Source organism: Achromobacter sp. ACM04 (assembly GCF_014851465.1).
GTDB lineage: Bacteria > Pseudomonadota > Gammaproteobacteria > Burkholderiales > Burkholderiaceae_B > Achromobacter > Achromobacter aegrifaciens.
In genome coordinates, this window is sequence record NZ_JACUZS010000005.1 from 481,425 (window position 1) to 498,507 (window position 17,083).

The 17,083-nt window shown below is 66.2% G+C and carries 13 protein-coding genes; 7 read left to right on the forward strand and 6 right to left on the reverse strand.

Going from position 1 to position 17,083, the window contains the following annotated elements:
* Positions 1-45: 45 nt before the first annotated feature.
* The 4 genes from IB259_RS27610 to IB259_RS27625 all read right to left on the reverse strand — a co-directional run bounded on the left by IB259_RS27610 (position 46) and on the right by IB259_RS27625 (position 5,552).
* Positions 46-933 carry an alpha/beta fold hydrolase gene (locus IB259_RS27610; RefSeq protein ID WP_175212880.1) on the reverse strand — a complete coding sequence of 296 codons (888 nt, stop codon included), beginning with the start codon at positions 931-933 and terminating at the stop codon, positions 46-48.
* Entirely contained in the window at positions 930-3,026 is a 2,097-nt protein-coding gene (locus IB259_RS27615) for an acetate--CoA ligase family protein (RefSeq protein WP_370528721.1), read from the reverse strand. The genes IB259_RS27610 and IB259_RS27615 overlap by 4 nt, the downstream gene beginning before the upstream one ends.
* 53 nt (positions 3,027-3,079) lie before the next feature.
* The gene (locus tag IB259_RS27620) at positions 3,080-4,237 is read right to left on the reverse strand and encodes an acyl-CoA dehydrogenase family protein (protein ID WP_192330653.1); all 1,158 of its coding nucleotides are present in this window, start codon (positions 4,235-4,237) and stop codon (positions 3,080-3,082) included.
* 247 nt (positions 4,238-4,484) lie between these two features.
* Positions 4,485-5,552 (reverse strand): MBL fold metallo-hydrolase, encoded by a 1,068-nt coding sequence (locus IB259_RS27625; RefSeq protein ID WP_192330655.1) that lies wholly within the window; start codon positions 5,550-5,552, stop codon positions 4,485-4,487.
* Positions 5,553-5,624: 72 nt separating this feature from the next.
* Between IB259_RS27625 and IB259_RS27630 the strand changes: the two genes are divergently transcribed.
* A complete protein-coding gene (locus IB259_RS27630) occupies positions 5,625-6,005 on the forward strand; it encodes a MerR family DNA-binding transcriptional regulator (protein WP_054455614.1) in 381 nt (126 codons plus the stop codon).
* Positions 6,006-6,015: 10 nt separating this feature from the next.
* Positions 6,016-6,348 carry a YnfA family protein gene (locus IB259_RS27635; protein WP_054455615.1) on the forward strand — a complete coding sequence of 111 codons (333 nt, stop codon included), beginning with the start codon at positions 6,016-6,018 and terminating at the stop codon, positions 6,346-6,348.
* A 99-nt stretch (positions 6,349-6,447) separates the two neighbouring features.
* On the opposite strand, the gene IB259_RS27640 is transcribed toward IB259_RS27635, so the two are convergent.
* Together IB259_RS27640 and IB259_RS27645 are read right to left on the reverse strand one after the other, a co-directional pair.
* Complete coding sequence (locus tag IB259_RS27640; RefSeq protein WP_192330657.1) at positions 6,448-7,419, reverse strand: tripartite tricarboxylate transporter substrate binding protein; 972 nt, start codon at positions 7,417-7,419, stop codon at positions 6,448-6,450.
* Between the two features lie 58 nt (positions 7,420-7,477).
* The gene (locus tag IB259_RS27645) at positions 7,478-8,653 is read right to left on the reverse strand and encodes a M20 aminoacylase family protein (RefSeq protein WP_082401115.1); all 1,176 of its coding nucleotides are present in this window, start codon (positions 8,651-8,653) and stop codon (positions 7,478-7,480) included.
* A 246-nt stretch (positions 8,654-8,899) separates the two neighbouring features.
* Here IB259_RS27645 and IB259_RS27650 point away from each other — a divergent pair, with 246 nt between their 5' ends.
* From IB259_RS27650 to IB259_RS27670, 5 genes are all read left to right on the forward strand, one after another.
* On the forward strand, positions 8,900-10,078 hold the full coding sequence (locus tag IB259_RS27650) for an isovaleryl-CoA dehydrogenase (RefSeq protein ID WP_125471016.1): 1,179 nt from the start codon (positions 8,900-8,902) through the stop codon (positions 10,076-10,078).
* An 11-nt stretch (positions 10,079-10,089) separates the two neighbouring features.
* A complete protein-coding gene (aceK, locus tag IB259_RS27655) occupies positions 10,090-11,946 on the forward strand; it encodes a bifunctional isocitrate dehydrogenase kinase/phosphatase (RefSeq protein WP_119449834.1) in 1,857 nt (618 codons plus the stop codon).
* A gap of 35 nt (positions 11,947-11,981) precedes the next feature.
* Positions 11,982-13,163, forward strand: coding sequence for an acetyl-CoA C-acetyltransferase (locus IB259_RS27660; protein ID WP_054455626.1), 1,182 nt, complete (start codon positions 11,982-11,984; stop codon positions 13,161-13,163).
* A gap of 225 nt (positions 13,164-13,388) precedes the next feature.
* Positions 13,389-14,996: a carboxyl transferase domain-containing protein gene (locus IB259_RS27665; RefSeq protein ID WP_054455628.1), complete on the forward strand. Its 1,608-nt coding sequence runs from the start codon at positions 13,389-13,391 to the stop codon at positions 14,994-14,996.
* A gap of 55 nt (positions 14,997-15,051) precedes the next feature.
* Positions 15,052-17,076, forward strand: coding sequence for an acetyl/propionyl/methylcrotonyl-CoA carboxylase subunit alpha (locus IB259_RS27670; protein WP_192330659.1), 2,025 nt, complete (start codon positions 15,052-15,054; stop codon positions 17,074-17,076).
* Positions 17,077-17,083: the final 7 nt, after the last annotated feature.

The window sequence follows — 17,083 nt, forward strand, 5'->3', positions numbered from 1 at the left end:
GCAGATTCTCGATGGGGTGACAGGCGCGACGCAGACAAGTCGGCGTTAGACCGGATAGCGGCGTTGTCCGGGGCCGAACCAGCTCGCCAGCATGGGATTGATTGTCTGCGCGCACTCGTATTGGACCCAGTGACCCGCGCCGGGCACGACACACCAATCGCCAGCAGCGCAGAGTTCGGCAAGCTGGTGCGCCAGAGTCATGGGGGTTGCGGTGACATCGTGTTCGCCCCAGATCAACAAGACGGGCTGGCTGAAGGCGGCCAGAGCTTCTGGCAATTGACGGGTCCGCGACAGCAGCCGGCTCTTGAATCGAGTGCGCAGACAGGAATGCTCATGCACCGCCAGCGCCAGCGCGTCGATCGAGGCGTCCGCATGCAGCATGTGGGCGCCCAGGTTGTGCCGCAATGCCGCAAGCATGTCCGCCTGCGGCAAACCTTGCCATGGCGCCAGTCCCGCACCGGGGCGTCTTGCGGTGCCATGCCCCGCGCTGCCCAGCAGCGACATCCTGCGCACTCCCCCGCGCTGGCGTGCCAGCAAGGCGGCCACTAGTCCACCAAACGAGAAGCCCGCCAGATCCAGCGACGCTCCAGCGCCGAGTAGCTGGTCCAGCGAAGCAATCAACGCATCGACAATCTGCATCAGCCGCTCCTGCTCGCCCGCGCGACTCGGCGGATCGCCGGAATCGCCGTATCCGGGCATATCGGGAATCAACAGAGTATGGTCCTGCGACAAGGCCTCTATGTTGCGGACCCAATGCAGCCAACTGCCGTGGCCGCCATGCAAGAGCACTAGCGGTGCACCGCTGCCAAACTCACGCCACGCAATCTTGCCGTGGCGTCCGTCCACATGATGCAATCGCGCCGCAGCGTCCAGGCGTGCGATCTCGGCTTGCGCGGCCTGCGCCAGGTCTGGTACGAACACCGCGTCGTTCATGAGCGCAATACCAGCGCGTCCACCGCAATGACCCCACGACCGTCTGGCATCACAAGCAGCGGATTGACCTCGGCCTCGCTGATTCCCAATTCAGGATGCAAGGCAAGCTGTGACAACTGCACGATGGCTTGCGCCAGCGCTTCGAGGTCCCCGCACGCCTTGCCGCGCAGGCCCGACACGGTCTTCAACACCTTGAGTTCGCCGATCATCTCGCGCGCGCCCTCCAGGCCGACGGGCGCGAGCCGGACACTGCGGTCGCGGATGACTTCGGCCCAGACGCCTCCTGCCGCCAGCAGCACGATCGGGCCCGCATCAGGATCCACGCGATAGCCCAACAGAACCTCGGCAAGCCCCGCGCACATCGGCTGCACGAGGGCGAGATCGCAGGCCACGTCTGGCGCATGCCGGGCAAGATTCGAGCGCAGCTTGGCCAAAGCTTGCGTTAGCGATGCCGGGCTGTCGATCGACAGGACCACGCCGCCCACCTCGGTCTTGTGAGGAATCAGCTCGGAGCAGACCTTGGCCACAACGGGAAAATCAAAGGGCAGCACAGGTGCGGGCCCGGCCAGCGGCACCGTAACGAACGGCCCATGCGGCACTTTCAGTTTGTCCAGCACGGCATAGGCTTGCGCCTCGCTGAGCGCGCGCGGCGCAGCGCCTGCCGACGCGGGCGGGGCCTGGACCGTTGCCGTCATGGCGGGACGGCGCCGCGCAAAGACCGATGCAATGACATCGGCACAGTTTTCCGGAGAGCGGAAGCAGGGCACGTCCGCCGCGCTCAGCGCCGCCAGGGCCTCGGGAGCATCCGGCACGAGCATGGCGGCCAAGGGTTTGCCGCAGCCCATGCTGTCGATGATCGGCCTGACTGCGAGCTGGGGCTGGTGGCGCGCCGAGGAGCCCACCACGGCCACCACGAGATCGAACTCGGGAGCATCCAGCATGACGTCGAGGCTTTTCTTCATCACCTCATAGCGCGTGCCGGCCAGCGTCAAGTCCAGCACGCGTCCGGCCGAAGCGGGAACGCCTTGCTCCCGCAAACGCTCCAGCGTCTGGGCAGATAGCGGTTCGACCACGACATCGCGTATGCCCAGCTGGTCCACCACCATGGCCGCGCCACCGCCCGTTGTAGTCACCACGCCCACACGCCGGGGCTTGGCGGCGTCATGCATCAGGGCGAAGCGCCGGGCCAGCGGCAAACCTTCCAGCAAGGCATCGAAGATGCCTATCCTGGCGATCCCGCAATCTTTGAGGAAAGCGTCGGCGATATCGTCCTCGCCGGCCAATGCGCCCGTATGGGTAGCTGCCATTTCCGCCGCGGCGTCGGAGCGGCCCAGCTTGTACGCGATCACGGGCTTGCCGCGCTTGGCAGCCTCCATGGCAAAGGCGCGTAGCTCAGCGCCATGACGCAGGCTTTCGAGGAACAACAGATAGCCATCGATGGCGGGATCGTCAAGCGTGGCGGCGCAGATTTCACCAATGCTGAGATCGGCTTCACTGCCTACCGACACCAGCCCGGCAAAGCCCACGCCGCGCGCTTTTCCGCGCGAGACCAGGGCGCCGATCATGCTGCCGCTGTGCGACGCCACGAATGTTCGGCCGGAAGGCAGGTCCGGCTCGGCAAACGCCGCGTTGGCGGTCAGGCGCAGGCCCGTCTCCGCATTGACCACGCCGAGACTGCTAGGACCCAGCAACCGCACCCCGGAGCGCTTTGCGAGCGCGCGCAAGGCCTGCTCCCGTTCCGCACCTTCCGCGCCCGCCTCGGAGTAGCCACTGGCAAGTATCGTTGCGACCTTGGCGCCGACCGCGGCGCATTGCTCCAGCGCCGCCTGGACGCCGTCCGTCGGCGTGAGTATGAAGACATGCTCGGGCACTTCCGGCAGGGATGCCAGATCCGGCCAGGCTCGTTCACCCTGCACGGTGCCGCGCCTGGGATTCACGGGATAGATCCTGCCGCCATAGCCGGCACGTCGCAGGAACTGCAGGGGTCTGCCGCTGGTCTTGCTGGCATCGTCGGAGATGCCGATCAGGGCAATACTGGCCGGATTGAGCAAGGCGGCGGCCAGCGCCGCCCCCGAGACTGACTCTGTATTCATCGAGAGGGACTTGGTGTTCATCGTTGAGAATCGCACTCGATAGGCGCCTTATCTCATTTGGCCAGGGGCGCGCGTTGCGAGAACTGGCGTTCGAACACGCCCTCGGCGATCCGGTTCTTGAGCATTTCTATCGATCCGCCCGCGATCATCCATCCGCGTATGCGGCGCACGCAGTATTCGACCAGCGATTCCTGGCTGTACCCCATACCGCCCATTACCTGCAGGGCCTCGTTTGCGACGTCCCAGCCAGCCGTGTTGCAGGCCAGTTTCGCCAATGCTGTGTTGTGCGCCGAGGGCAAGCCATGTTCGCCCTCGAGCGCGGCGCGATACAGCATCAATTGCGCGGATTCGAGCTTCAACGCCATATCGGCGAATTTCCACTGAATCCCTTGGAATTCGCATAGTTCGCGGCCAAATTGCTTACGCAACCCGGCATGTTCGCGCGCCAGGTTAAAGGCGTGCCGCCCAAGCGCAAGCGAACGCGAGGAATTGCCCAGCCGCTCGACGTTAAAACCCGCAATCTGCTTTTTGAAGCCGCCCGCGCCAAGCAGCAGGTTGCCCGCGGGGATGCGGCAGTCTTCAAAGTAGAGCTGGCACCATTGTTCGCCGCTCATGAAACTGGAGGGTTCGCCAACCGAGAATCCCGGCGCGCCGCGTTCCACCAGCACGGAACCGATGCCGCCGATGCCGGCGCCGAAACGCACGTAGATCAGAAACAGATCTGCTTCCGGACTGTGGGTGGAGAACACTTTGCTGCCGTTGATCACGATCTCGTCGCCGTCCAGGCGCGCGCTTGTCTTGAGTTCGGTCACGGCGGAGCCCGCGTCGGGTTCGCTCATGCCCAGGGCGATCAGCTTCCTGCCTGCCAGCAGGTCGGGCAGGAACCGCGCCTTTTGCTCTCGGGTGGCGTATTCGACAAAGGTGCGGATGGGACCAAAATTTCCCGCCTGCACGATATCCGCGCTTTTGGGGCAAACCAGCGCCACTTCCTGGATGGCCAACACGGCGTGCATCAGCGAACCGCCCTGGCCGCCGTCGGCTTCAGAAAAGGTGATACCGAGCAAGCCCTGCTCGGCAAGCAGACGCGCGGCATCCCATGGATACGCAGAGGAGTGCGCCCGCGCCAACGCCCCCGCGGCGAGCTTGTCTTGCGCAAAACGGCGGACGGCATCCGCGAAGGACTGATGCTCCTCAGTCAGATCGAAGTTCATGGGATTTTCCCGAGAGGTTCTGCATGCCGCACATGATGGTCGGATTCAGCATCTGTCGGAACTTCGCGCTATGAAGCGCAGGCATTACAAAATCTCATGAACGAATGTTGTCGGGAGCGGACGGCGGGTCCGACATTCGCTTGGGATGAAGCCATACGCGGCAGCCGCGTCGCCCCTCGGCGACGCGCGGCTGCCGGACTTGCCCGCAATAGCTGCAGGGCTACTGCTTATCGGCCCGATGCAGCGCTCAGGCGACCGAAAACCGCATGATGCCGTCCGCGCCCAGCGCGCGCTTGAGCTTGCCTTCGAAATACAGCGCATGCAGGTGCGCCAGCGCTTCGCCCATGGCGAAGGTCAGCTGGTGCAGGTCGAGCTTGCGCTTGAACAGCACCGGCACGATGTCGGTGGTCGATTGCGGCTGGACCGCACAGGCTTCCAGCACTTCCGCCAAGCGGTCGCGATGGTGTTCGTGCTGTTGCGCGATGCGCTCGTGCAGGCCCTTGAAAGGGCGGCCATGCGAAGGCAGCACCAGCGTGTCCTCGGGCAGGTCGGCGTAGCCGTCCAGCGAGCGCAGGTACAGCGGCAGGGGATTGGCGTCGGGCTCGTAGTCGAACACGCTGACGTTGGTGGAAATGCGCGGCAGCACCATGTCGCCGGAGATCAGCACGCGCAGGTCGGCGGAATACAGCGACGCATGTTCAGGCGCGTGGCCATAGCCCACGATGACGCGCCAGTCGCGCCCGCCGATGCGCACCGCGTCGCCATGCAGGATGCGGGTGTAGCGCGCGGGCACGGCGGGCACCAGGTTGGGGTAGTAATTGGCGCGCTGGCGGATCTGCTCCTGCGCGTCGAGGTCAGTCAGGCCATGGCGCGCGAAGTGGTCCACCGCCGATTGGCCGCCCGGGCCGCCGCCGGCTTCGCCGCGGCGCGACGACCACAGCGAGGCCACCATGAAGTCCGTCATCGTCATCCACAGGGGCGCATTCCAGCGTTCGCACAACCAGTGCGCCAGGCCGATGTGGTCGGGATGCATGTGGGTGACGATCACGCGCAGCACCGGCAGGCCTTCGAGTTCGGTCTCGAACACGCGTTCCCACAGCGTCTTCACTTCATCGCGGGTGATGCCGCAGTCGACGATGGTCCAGCCGTCGCGGCCGTCGATGTTGTCGCGCAGCAGCCAGAGGTTGATATGATCCAGCGCGAACGGCAGAGGCATCCTGATCCACTTGACCCCATCCGCCACCACGTGCGAACGGCCGGCTTCGGGCTGGAAATCGGCCCAGGGGTACTGCAGTTTCTGTTCGTTCGGATTCATTGCCTCTCCTCCACGCTTGACGATTGGGTCAAGTCATCATAATTTACGTTTACGTAAACTGCCACACGCCGCATGTCCCCGTCAACCTGGACCATCTCTGAACTCTCGCGCGAGTTCGACGTCACGCCCCGCACGATCCGCTTCTATGAAGACCAGGGGATCGTCAGCCCGGCGCGCGAAGGACGCAACCGCATCTTCGGGCCGCGCGACCGCACACGCCTGAAGCTGGCCCTGCGCGGCAAGCGCCTGGGCCTGCAATTGTCCGAGATCCTGACCTTGATCGACATGTACGACGGGCCGGGCGACACCGCGGTTCAGCTGCGCCAGTACCTGAGCGTGCTGGAACAGCACCGCTCCACGCTGGAACAACAGCGCCGCGACATCGAGGATACCCTGCGCGAGATCGCGCAGCAGGAACAGCAATGCCGCGAGCTGCTCGCGCAAAAGCCCTAGGGGGACGCGCATGGGCGCCCTGCAAACCCTCGCGCTGTTCATCCTGACGGCGCTGGCCGAGATCGTCGGCTGCTATCTGCCTTATCTTTGGCTGCGCAAAGGCCATTCCATCTGGCTGCTCGCGCCGGCGGCCGCCAGCCTGGCGCTGTTCGCCTGGCTGCTGACGCTGCACCCCACGGCTTCGGGCCGCGTCTACGCGGCATATGGCGGCGTCTATATCGGCATGGCGCTGCTGTGGCTGTGGGCCGTGGACGGCGTGCGGCCCAGCATGAGCGACTGGCTGGGCGTGGGGCTGTGCCTGGCCGGAATGATGGTGATCATGTTCGGGCCGCGCAGCGCGTAGGCTGCGGCAAGCCTCTCGAAGCGTCCGCGGTCTTGGGCCGGCTCAAAAAAAAAGCGCGCCTAACCCCCAGGGGTCGCGCGCTTTTTTGCCAGGCAGAGCTTATTCGGCCTTGATGTTGCCTTCCTTGATGACTCGCGCGTTGTTCGCGAATTCCGCCTGCACCTGCTTGGCGAAGGCCTCGCCCGTGGCGGTGCCCGGTTGCAGGAAGGACTTGGCCAACAGGTCCTGGAATTCGGCGCTGGCCACCGCCTTGGCCAAGGCGGCCTGCAGCGGCTGCGCGACGGCCGGCGGCAGATTGGCCGGCGCGAACACGCCGAAGTTCGAGTAGTACTGCGCCTGCGGCATCTTCAGTTCCGCCATGGTGGGCACGTCCGGCCAGGCGGCCAGGCGCTCGGGCGCCATCACGGCCAGCGGCTTGAGCGCACCGCTGGCGACGTGCGGCAGCACCACGTCGCTATTGACCACCAGCAACTCGACCACGCCGCCCAGGCCGTCGGTCAGCGCCTGGCTGTTGCCGCGGTAAGGCACGTGCAGCATCTTGGTGCCGGTCTGCGCCGTGACGGCCGACATGCCGATGTGGGCCACGGTGCCCTGGCCCGGCGTGCCGTAGCGCACGCCGTCGGGATGCGACTTGGCGTAGTCGATCAAGCCGGCGAAGTCCTTCACCGGCAGCGCCTTGGTGGCGACGATGGCAACGGGCGCTACCGCCACGCTGGCCACGGGCGTCAGGTCCTTCATCGGGTCATAGTTGGTCTTGGCCAGATGCGGGAAGATCGTCAGCGGGCTGGTGGAAGCCAGCAGCAGCGTGGTGCCGTCCGGCTGTGCGCGCGCCACGAAGTCGGTGCCGACGGAGGCGCCCGCGCCCGGCTTGTTCTCGACGATGACGGTTACGTTGCTTTCCTTGCGCAGGACGTCGCCCAGGCGGCGTCCGATCGCATCGGCGCTGCCGCCGGCGGTGTAGGGCACGACCAGCGTCACGGGCTTGGCCGGCCAGTTTTGCGCCATGGCGCCGCTGGCCATGATTGCCAAGGCCGCCCCCGCGGCCTTGATCAGCAATGTCTTCTTCTTCATATCGTCCTGGTAATGTTGCGTGGCACTGCGTCAGATAAAACGAAAGGCGTGAAGCACATCAGGCCAGATAGCGTTGCGCCAGGCGTACCCAGTACGACGCGCCAGCCGGAATCAGGGAGTCATTGAAGTCGTAGCTGGCGTTGTGCAGCATGCAGGGACCCAGGCCGTGGCCGGCCATGCGGTGCTCGCCGTCGCCGTTGCCCAGGAACACGTAGCAGCCGGGCTTTTCCTGCAGCAGGAAGGCGAAATCTTCCGAGGCCATGGCCGGCTCGATCACCATTGCCTTGTCCTCGCCCACGACCTCGCGCATGACTTCCATGCAGAACTCGGTTTCAGCCACGGTGTTCACCAGCGCCGGATAGCGGCGCTCGAAGAACACGTCGGCCTCGCAGCCGTGCGCGGCGGCGATGTTGCCGGCGATCTCGTTCATGCGGCGTTCAATCAGGTCGACCACCGCCGTGCTGTAAGCGCGTACCGAGCCACCCAGCCAGGCGCTGTTGGGGATGACGTTAATCACGCTGCCGCCGGCCTGCACCTGGGTGATCGACAGCACGGCGGCGTCCAGCGGACGCTTGCTGCGCGTGAGGATGGTCTGCAACGACTGGCCGATGGCGAACAGCGCCGGCACCGGATCGCTGCAGTCCTGCGGCGCGGCCGCATGGCCGCCCTTGCCGCGCACGGTGATCTTGAAACCGTTGGCGGCCGCCATCATCGGGCCGGAACAGACGCCGATGGATCCGGCGGGCAGCCCCGGCCAGTTGTGCAGGCCGAACACGGCTTCGCAGGGGAAGCGCTCGAACAGGCCGTCCTGGATCATGGCCCGGCCGCCCGCGCCGCCTTCCTCGGCCGGCTGGAAGCACAGGTACACGGTGCCGTCGAAGCCGCCTTCGGCCTGCAGATGGCGCGCGGCGGCCAGCAGCATGGCGGTGTGGCCGTCGTGGCCGCAGCCGTGCATCTTGCCGTCGTGGCGCGAGCGGTGTTCGAACTGGTTCTCTTCCTGCATGGGCAGGGCGTCCATGTCGGCGCGCAGCATGATGGCGCGATCCGACGTGCCGCGCTTGATCACGCCGACCACCCCGGTCTTGGCGATGCCGGTGTGGGTCTCGATGCCCCAGCCGCGCAGCGTGTCCGCCACCACTTTGGCCGTGCGATGCTCTTCGTAGCAAAGCTCCGGATGCATGTGGATGTCGCGCCGCAGCGCCACAATTTCGTCCAGGTTGGATAGTTCGAGCACGGCAGACTCCATCGCAATGATTCAGGATTCAAGGATCGGCTGGCATCTTACTCAGCGCAACTCCCTGGGCAGGGCTGAATTACCTAGGGATAACCCGACTCCAATTTACGTTTACGTAAACGTAATATTTGCAGTGCATCATTGCGCGGCGATGGCCGATCGGCGCATCATGAGCCACGCGCGGCAAGCTGGCGCCGGACACGGGCGCCCACAAAATAGTAAGTACCTACTATCACGGAGACAGCGATGAACCTTCCCGGCCTGAACTTCGACCTGGGCGAAGATCTGGACATGCTGCGCGACGCGGTGCGTAATTTCGCACTGGCCGAGATCGCGCCGCGCGCCGCAGAAGTCGACCGCAGCGACCAGTTCCCCATGGACCTCTGGCGCAAATTCGGCGAACTCGGCGTGCTGGGCATGACGGCCGACGAGGAATATGGCGGCGCCAACATGGGCTATCTGGCCCATATGGTCGTGATGGAGGAAATCTCCCGCGCCAGCGCCTCCATCGGCCTGTCCTACGGCGCGCACTCCAATCTGTGCGTCAACCAAATCAACCGCAACGGCACCGCCGCCCAGAAAGCCAGGTACCTGCCCAAGCTGATTTCTGGCGAACACGTGGGCGCCCTGGCCATGAGCGAGCCGGGCGCCGGTTCCGACGTGGTCAGCATGAAGCTGCGCGCCGACAAGAAGGGCGACCGCTACGTGCTGAACGGCACCAAGATGTGGATCACCAACGGCCCGGACGCCGACACCCTGGTGGTCTACGCCAAGACCGATCCCGAAGCGCACCAGCGCGGCATTACCGCCTTCCTGGTGGAAAAGGGCTTCAAGGGCTTTTCCGTGGCGCAAAAGCTGGACAAGCTGGGCATGCGCGGCAGCCATACCGGCGAACTGGTGTTCCAGGACTGCGAAATCCCGGAAGAGAACGTGCTGGGCCAGGTCAACGGCGGCGTCAAGGTGCTGATGAGCGGCCTGGACTATGAACGCGCGGTGCTGTCTGGCGGCCCGGTGGGCATCATGCAGGCCGTGATGGACGTGGTCGTCCCCTATATCCATGACCGCAAGCAGTTCGGCCAGGCCATCGGCGAATTCCAGCTGATCCAGGGCAAGGTCGCGGACCTGTACACCACGCTGCAGGCCAGCCGCGCCTTCTGCTACCAGGTCGGCAAAAACCTGGACCGCCTGGGCGCCGAGCACGTGCGCCAGGTGCGCAAGGACTGCGCCGCGCTGATCCTGTACACCGCCGAGAAAGCCACCTGGATGGCGGGCGAGGGCGTGCAGATCCTGGGCGGCAACGGCTACATCAACGAATACCCGGTGGGCCGCCTGTGGCGCGACGCCAAGCTGTACGAAATCGGCGCCGGCACCAGCGAAATCCGCCGCATGCTGATCGGCCGCGAACTGTTCAACGAAACCGCCTGAGCGACGCCGCCATGATCCGCATGTCCGACGTCCAGCACATCGAGCAGGCGCCCGCTCCGGGCCCCTCGCCGCTGGACGTCGCACGGCTGATCCTGGCGGGCTTCGACCGCCACTACGCGCTGTTCCGCTACAGCGCCCAGCGCGCCAAGGCGCTGTTCGAATCCGGCGACTGGCACGGCATCCAGCGCCTGTCGCGCGAGCGCATCGAGTACTACGACATGCGGGTGCGCGAATGCGCCACCCAACTGGAAGGCGTGCTGCGCGGCCGCCCCGAAGGCGCGGTGGGCGCCAACGGTAGCGCTGCACCCAACCTGAGCGACGAGCAGACCGCGTTCTGGCAGCAGATCAAACAGGAATTCGTGGGCCTGCTGGGCGACCACCGCCAGCCCGAATGCGCCGAGACGTTTTTCAACTCGGTGTCCTGCCGCATCCTGCACCGCGATTATTTCCACAACGCCTTCCTGTTCGTCCGCCCGGCCATCGCCACCGACTACCTGGACAGCAGCATCCCCTCGTACCGGGTGTATTACCCCACCACCGACGGGCTGGAAAAAAGCCTGATCCGCATGGTGGCGGACTTCGGGCTGGCGCTGCCCTTCGAAGACCTGCCCCGCGACACCCGGCTGCTGGCGCGCGCCGCGGTCAAGCAGTTGCGCGCGATACTGCCGCGCCACGTCGGCCGCCGCATCGCCAGCGACTGCCAGATCCACGCGCTGGGCTCGCTGTTCTTCCGCAACAAGGGCGCCTACATCGTCGGCCGCTTGATCAACCAGGGCACGGTGTATCCCTTTGCGGTGGCGCTGATGCGCAACCCGGCGGGCCAGGTCGTGCTGGACGCGCTGCTGCTGGGCGCCGACGACCTGAGCACGCTGTTCAGCTTCACTCGCGCCTATTTCCTGGTGGACATGGAAACGCCGGCCGCGGTGGTGAATTTCCTGTCCAGCCTGCTGCCGCGCAAGCCCAAGGCCGAGCTATACACCATGATCGGCCTGCAGAAGCAGGGCAAGACGCTGTTCTACCGCGACTTCCTGCACCACCTGGCCCATTCGCGCGACGCCTTCGACATCGCCCCCGGCATCAAGGGCATGGTGATGTGCGTGTTCACGCTGCCGTCCTATCCCTACGTGTTCAAGCTCATCAAGGACCGCATCGACAAGGACGGCATGGACCATGCCACCGTGCGCCGCAAGTACCAGATGGTGAAGCTGCACGATCGCGTCGGCCGCATGGCCGACACCTGGGAATACTCACAGGTGGCGCTGCCGCGCGCACGCTTTGCACCCGCGCTGCTGGAAGAATTGCGCCGGCTGGTGCCCAGCCTGATAGAGGAAACCGGCGACACGGTGGTCATCCGCCATGTCTACATCGAACGGCGCATGACCCCGCTGAACATCTACCTGCGCCAGGCGTCGGATGCGCTGCTGGACCCGGCCGTGCGCGAATACGGGGACGCCATCCGCCAACTGGCGGCGGCCAATATTTTCCCCGGGGACATGCTTTACAAGAACTTCGGCGTCACGCGCCTGGGCCGAGTCGTTTTCTACGATTACGACGAAATCCAGCGCATGACAGAAATGAATTTCCGGCGCATTCCGCCCGCTCCCAACGAAGAGGCGGAGCTGGCGTCCGAACCCTGGTATGCCATCGGTCCGAATGATGTCTTTCCCGAAGAATTCGGACGCTTTCTGCTAGGCGACCCGCGCGTGCGCGGCGCCTTCATGCGTCACCATTCCGACCTGCTGGAACCGGAGTGGTGGCAGGCCTGCCGCGCCCATGTGGCGCAGGGCCGGATTGAAGAATTTTTCCCTTACGATACGGACAGACGCCTGCGTCCGGAACGCCCTACGGGCGAACCCGCGGCCTCGTAACCCCAGAGCTGTCCCGACCCTCACAGGAGCTAGCCATGTCAGATCCCATCGTCATCGTTTCCGTCGCCCGCACGCCCATGGGCGGCATGCTGGGCGCCTTGTCCGGCCTGGCCGCGCACGAGCTGGGCTCGATCGCCATCAAGGCCGCCGTCGAACGCGCCGGCATCAAGCCCGAGCAAGTCGAAGAAGTCATCATGGGCAACGTGCTGCAGGCCGGCCAGGGCCAGGCCCCGGCGCGCCAGGCAGCGCTGGGTGCCGGCCTGCCGCTGGGCGTGGCTTGCACCACCATCCACAAGGTCTGCGGTTCGGGCCTGAAGGCCGCCATGTTCGGCCATGATCTGCTGGCCGCGGGCAGCGCCAACATCGTCGTCGCCGGCGGCCAGGAAAGCATGAGCAACGCGCCCTACCTGCTGCTCAAGGGCCGCCAGGGCTACCGCTACGGCCACAACACCGTGTATGACCACATGGCGCTGGACGGCCTGGAAGACGCCTACGACAAGGGCAAGGCCATGGGCGTGTTCGCCGAGGACTGCGCCGCCAAGTATTCCTTCACCCGCGAACAGCAGGACGCGTTCTCGCTGGAATCGCTGCGCCGCGCCCGCGCCGCGTCGGAAGACGGCAGCTTCAAGTGGGAAATCGCCCCCGTGACCGTGGCCGGCCGCAAGGGCGACACCGTGATCGACACCGACGAAGCCCCCACCAAGGCCATGCCGGAAAAGATCCCCACGCTCAAGCCCGCCTTCAAGAAGGACGGCACCGTCACCGCCGCCAACTCCTCGTCGATCTCCGACGGCGCCGCCGCCATGGTGCTGATGCGTGCCTCCACCGCGGAAAAGCTGGGCGTCAAGCCCCTGGCCCGCATCGTCGCCCACAGCCAGCACTCGCAAGAGCCGAACTGGTTCACCACCGCCCCCGTGGGCGCGCTGAAGAACCTGTTCGCCAAGACCGGCTGGAAGGCCGAGGACGTGGACCTCTACGAAATCAACGAAGCCTTCGCGGTGGTCACCATGGCTGCCATGGCCGACTTCAAGCTGCCGCATGACAAGGTCAACGTCCACGGCGGCGCCACCGCCCTGGGCCACCCGATCGGCGCGTCCGGCGCCCGCCTGATGGCCACCCTGGTCGGCGCGCTGCGCAAGACCGGCGGCAAGCGCGGCGTGGCCACGCTGTGCATCGGCGGCGGCGAAGCCGTCGCCATGGCGATCGAGATGGTCTGACGCAACGCCGGGAGGCTTCGGCCTCCCGGCTTTCGATGGATTCCGCTGCGCCTTTCTTGCATGGCGTCTTAGCGCGACGGGTCGGTCGCGCGCCGTGCAGGAAAGGCGCAACGAAATCCCTCTTCGGTGCCCCTAACCGACAAGAATGCCCGGCCCACCGGGCAGCGAGACAAACCGCTCCACGAGCGCCTTCAAATTTCCAACAAGCAGGACGGGTGGAACCCCATGCCCATCATCGAATCCCGCATCAATCCGCGGTCGCAGGACTACACCGACAATGCGCAGGCCATGCAGGCGCAGCTGGACGATCTGAATCAGCAACTGGCCCATACCGCGCTGGGCGGCAGCGAAGCCGCTCGCGCCAAGCACGTGGCGCGCGGCAAGCTGCTGCCGCGCGACCGCGTCGAGCATCTGATCGATCCGGGCACGCCGTTCCTGGAACTGTCGCCGATGGCGGCTCACGGCATGTACGGTGGTGAAGCCCCCGGCGCCGGCGTCATCACCGGCATCGGCCGCGTGGCCGGCACGGAATGCGTGATCGTTTGCAACGACGCCACGGTCAAGGGCGGAACCTACTACCCGATGACGGTCAAGAAGCATCTGCGCGCGCAGGAAATCGCCGCGCAGAACCATCTGCCCTGCGTCTACCTGGTGGATTCGGGCGGCGCCAACCTGCCGCAGCAGGACGAGGTCTTCCCCGACCGCGAACACTTCGGCCGCATCTTCTACAACCAGGCGCAGATGTCCGCGCAGGGCATTTCGCAGATCGCCGTGGTGATGGGCTCCTGCACCGCCGGCGGCGCCTACGTGCCCGCCATGAGCGACGAGTCCATCATCGTCAAGAACCAGGGCACCATCTTCCTGGGCGGCCCGCCGCTGGTGAAGGCCGCCACCGGCGAAGAAGTCAGCGCCGAGGACCTGGGCGGCGGCGACGTGCACACGCGCCTGTCCGGCGTGGTCGACCACCTGGCCGCCAACGACATGCATGCGTTGCAACTGGCGCGCAACGCCGTCGCGCGCCTGAACCGCAAGAAGCCGCAGCCGCTGGCGACCATCCCCGTGCGCGAGCCGCGTTACGACCCCAGCGAACTCAACGGCATCATTCCCGCCGACACGCGCAAGCCCTATGACGTGCGCGAGGTCATCGCGCGCATCGTGGACGGCTCCGAATTCGACGAATTCAAGGCGCGCTTCGGCCCCACGCTGGTCACCGGCTTTGCGCACATCCACGGCATGCCTGTCGGCATCGTGGCCAACAACGGCATCCTGTTCTCGGAGTCCGCGCAGAAGGGCGCGCACTTCATCGAACTGTGCGCGCAGCGCAAGATCCCGCTGGTGTTCCTGCAGAACATCACCGGCTTCATGGTCGGCCGCAAGTACGAAAACGAAGGCATCGCCCGCCACGGCGCCAAGATGGTGACGGCGGTGGCCACCGCCAACGTGCCCAAGTTCACCGTGCTGATCGGCGGTTCGTTCGGCGCTGGCAACTACGGCATGTGCGGCCGCGCCTATTCGCCGCGCATGCTGTTCATGTGGCCCAACGCCCGCATCTCGGTCATGGGCGGCGAACAGGCCGCGAGCGTCTTGGCCACGGTCAAGCGCGACGGCATCGAGGCCCGCGGCGGTCAGTGGTCGGCCGATGAGGAAACCGCCTTCAAGGCGCCGATCCGCGAACAGTACGAACGCGAAGGCCATCCCTACTACGCCACCGCGCGGCTGTGGGACGACGGCATCATCGCCCCGGCCGACACGCGCCGCGTGCTGGGCCTGGCCTTGTCGGCGGCCTTGAACGCGCCCATCGAGGACACCAAGTTCGGCGTGTTCCGCATGTAGGACGGCATGGCCCCCCCATTGCAGCCCAAGAATAATTTCAGCCTGGATGACATCCATGTTCGACACTTTGCTGATTGCCAACCGCGGTGAAATCGCCTGCCGCGTGGCCGCCACCGCCCGCCGCATGGGCATCCGCACCGTCGCGGTGTATTCCGACGCCGACGCCAACGCCCGCCACGTCGCCGCCTGCGACCAGGCCGTGTACATCGGCGGCTCGGAGCCGCGCGCCAGCTACCTGCGCGCCGACGCCATCCTGCAAGCCGCGCGCGATACCGGCGCGGGCGCCATCCACCCCGGCTACGGCTTCCTCTCCGAGAACGAAGCCTTTGCCGAAGCCGCCGAAAAAGCCGGCATCGCCTTTGTCGGCCCGCCGGCCTCCGCCATCGCCGCCATGGGCAGCAAATCCGCCGCCAAGTCGTTGATGGAAAAGGCCGGCGTGCCGCTGGTGCCTGGCTACCACGGCGACAACCAAGACCCGCAATTCCTCAAGACCCAGGCCGACGCCATCGGCTACCCCGTGCTGATCAAGGCCAGCGCCGGCGGCGGCGGCAAGGGCATGCGCGTGGTCGAATCGTCGGGCGCGTTCCTCGACGCCCTGGCCTCCTGCCAGCGCGAGGCCGCCTCCAGCTTCGGCGACGACCGCGTGCTGATCGAACGCTATCTGCAGAAGCCGCGCCACATCGAAATCCAGGTGTTCGCCGACACGCATGGCAACTGCGTCTACCTGTTCGAGCGCGATTGCTCGGTTCAGCGCCGCCACCAGAAGGTGATCGAGGAAGCCCCCGCGCCCGGCATGACCGAAGAGCGTCGCCGCGCCATGGGCGAAGCCGCCGTGGCCGCCGCGCGCGCCGTGGGCTACGTGGGCGCGGGCACGGTGGAGTTCATCGCCGAACCCGACGGCCGGTTCTACTTCATGGAAATGAACACGCGCCTGCAGGTCGAGCACCCGGTCACCGAAATGATCACGGGCCACGACCTGGTCGAATGGCAGCTGCGCGTGGCCGCCGGCCAGCCGCTTCCCGCGCGCCAGGAAGACCTGCGCATCCAGGGCCACGCCATCGAGGCCCGCATCTACGCCGAGAACCCCGAGAAGGGCTTCCTGCCGTCCATCGGCACCCTGGCCTACCTGGGCCTGCCGGCGCACACGGCGTTCGCCAACGGCGACATCCGGGTCGATGGCGGCGTGCGCATGGGCGACACCATCACGCCGTTCTACGACCCCATGATCGCCAAGCTGATCGTGCACGGCGCCGACCGCGACCAGGCCCGCGCCCGCATGCTGCAGGCCCTGGCCCAGACGCAGGCCGTGGGCGTGCAGACCAACGTGGCCTTCCTGTCGCGCTTGATGCAGGACAGCGCCTTCGCCGCCGCGGACCTGGACACCGGCCTGATCGAACGCCAGCGCGCCACGCTGCTGCCCGAACCCCAAGCCGCCAGTCCCGCCACGCTGGCGCTGGCCTGCGCCGCCGTGCTGGTGCGCCAGGGCCTGGCGCAGCCGGGCGCCGCCGGCGGCAAGCAGCCTGCTGATCCCTGGGACGCGCGCGACGGCTGGCGCCTGGGCGGCCGCTACCAGCGCCAGCTGCAATGGGTGGACAACGGCGAGACCCGCCACGTCACCGTCGCCCGCCAGGGTGGCGCCTGGACCCTGGACAGCGGCTCGGGCCCGCAAGCCTTCCTGTGGCGCGCCCACGCCAGCGCCAACCCCAATCTGGCCTATGGCCTGCGCATCACGCTGGACGGCCATGAAAGCGCCGGCACCGTCGTGCTGCACGCCGAAAAAGCCCACGTCTTCGGCGAAGGCGGCGTGCACGTGCTGGACCTGTACGATCCCCTGGCGCATTCGCAGGACACCCAGGGCGAACACGGCGGCGGCCTCACGGCTCCCATGCCCGGCAAGATCATCTCGATCTCGGTCAAGGCCGGCGACACCGTGGAAAAGGGCCAGCCGCTGCTGGTGATGGAAGCCATGAAGATGGAGCACACCATTTCCGCGCCCGCCGACGGCAAGGTCTCGGAAGTGTTCTACGGCGTGGGCGATCAGGTGGCGGAAGGAGCCGAGCTGGTCGCCATCGGCGAGTAGCCAGGCG

Excerpts from the sequence above, each read along its gene's own strand:
- IB259_RS27610 (WP_175212880.1), bottom strand. The coding sequence starts at position 933 with ATGAACGACGCGGTGTTCGTACCAGACCTGGCGCAGGCCGCGCAAGCC.
- IB259_RS27615 (WP_370528721.1), bottom strand. The coding sequence starts at position 3,026 with ATGAATACAGAGTCAGTCTCGGGGGCGGCGCTGGCCGCCGCCTTGCTC.
- IB259_RS27620 (WP_192330653.1), bottom strand. The coding sequence starts at position 4,237 with ATGAACTTCGATCTGACTGAGGAGCATCAGTCCTTCGCGGATGCCGTC.
- IB259_RS27625 (WP_192330655.1), bottom strand. The coding sequence starts at position 5,552 with ATGAATCCGAACGAACAGAAACTGCAGTACCCCTGGGCCGATTTCCAG.
- IB259_RS27630 (WP_054455614.1), top strand. The coding sequence starts at position 5,625 with ATGTCCCCGTCAACCTGGACCATCTCTGAACTCTCGCGCGAGTTCGAC.
- IB259_RS27635 (WP_054455615.1), top strand. The coding sequence starts at position 6,016 with ATGGGCGCCCTGCAAACCCTCGCGCTGTTCATCCTGACGGCGCTGGCC.
- IB259_RS27640 (WP_192330657.1), bottom strand. The coding sequence starts at position 7,419 with ATGAAGAAGAAGACATTGCTGATCAAGGCCGCGGGGGCGGCCTTGGCA.
- IB259_RS27650 (WP_125471016.1), top strand. The coding sequence starts at position 8,900 with ATGAACCTTCCCGGCCTGAACTTCGACCTGGGCGAAGATCTGGACATG.
- aceK (WP_119449834.1), top strand. The coding sequence starts at position 10,090 with ATGATCCGCATGTCCGACGTCCAGCACATCGAGCAGGCGCCCGCTCCG.
- IB259_RS27660 (WP_054455626.1), top strand. The coding sequence starts at position 11,982 with ATGTCAGATCCCATCGTCATCGTTTCCGTCGCCCGCACGCCCATGGGC.
- IB259_RS27665 (WP_054455628.1), top strand. The coding sequence starts at position 13,389 with ATGCCCATCATCGAATCCCGCATCAATCCGCGGTCGCAGGACTACACC.
- IB259_RS27670 (WP_192330659.1), top strand. The coding sequence starts at position 15,052 with ATGTTCGACACTTTGCTGATTGCCAACCGCGGTGAAATCGCCTGCCGC.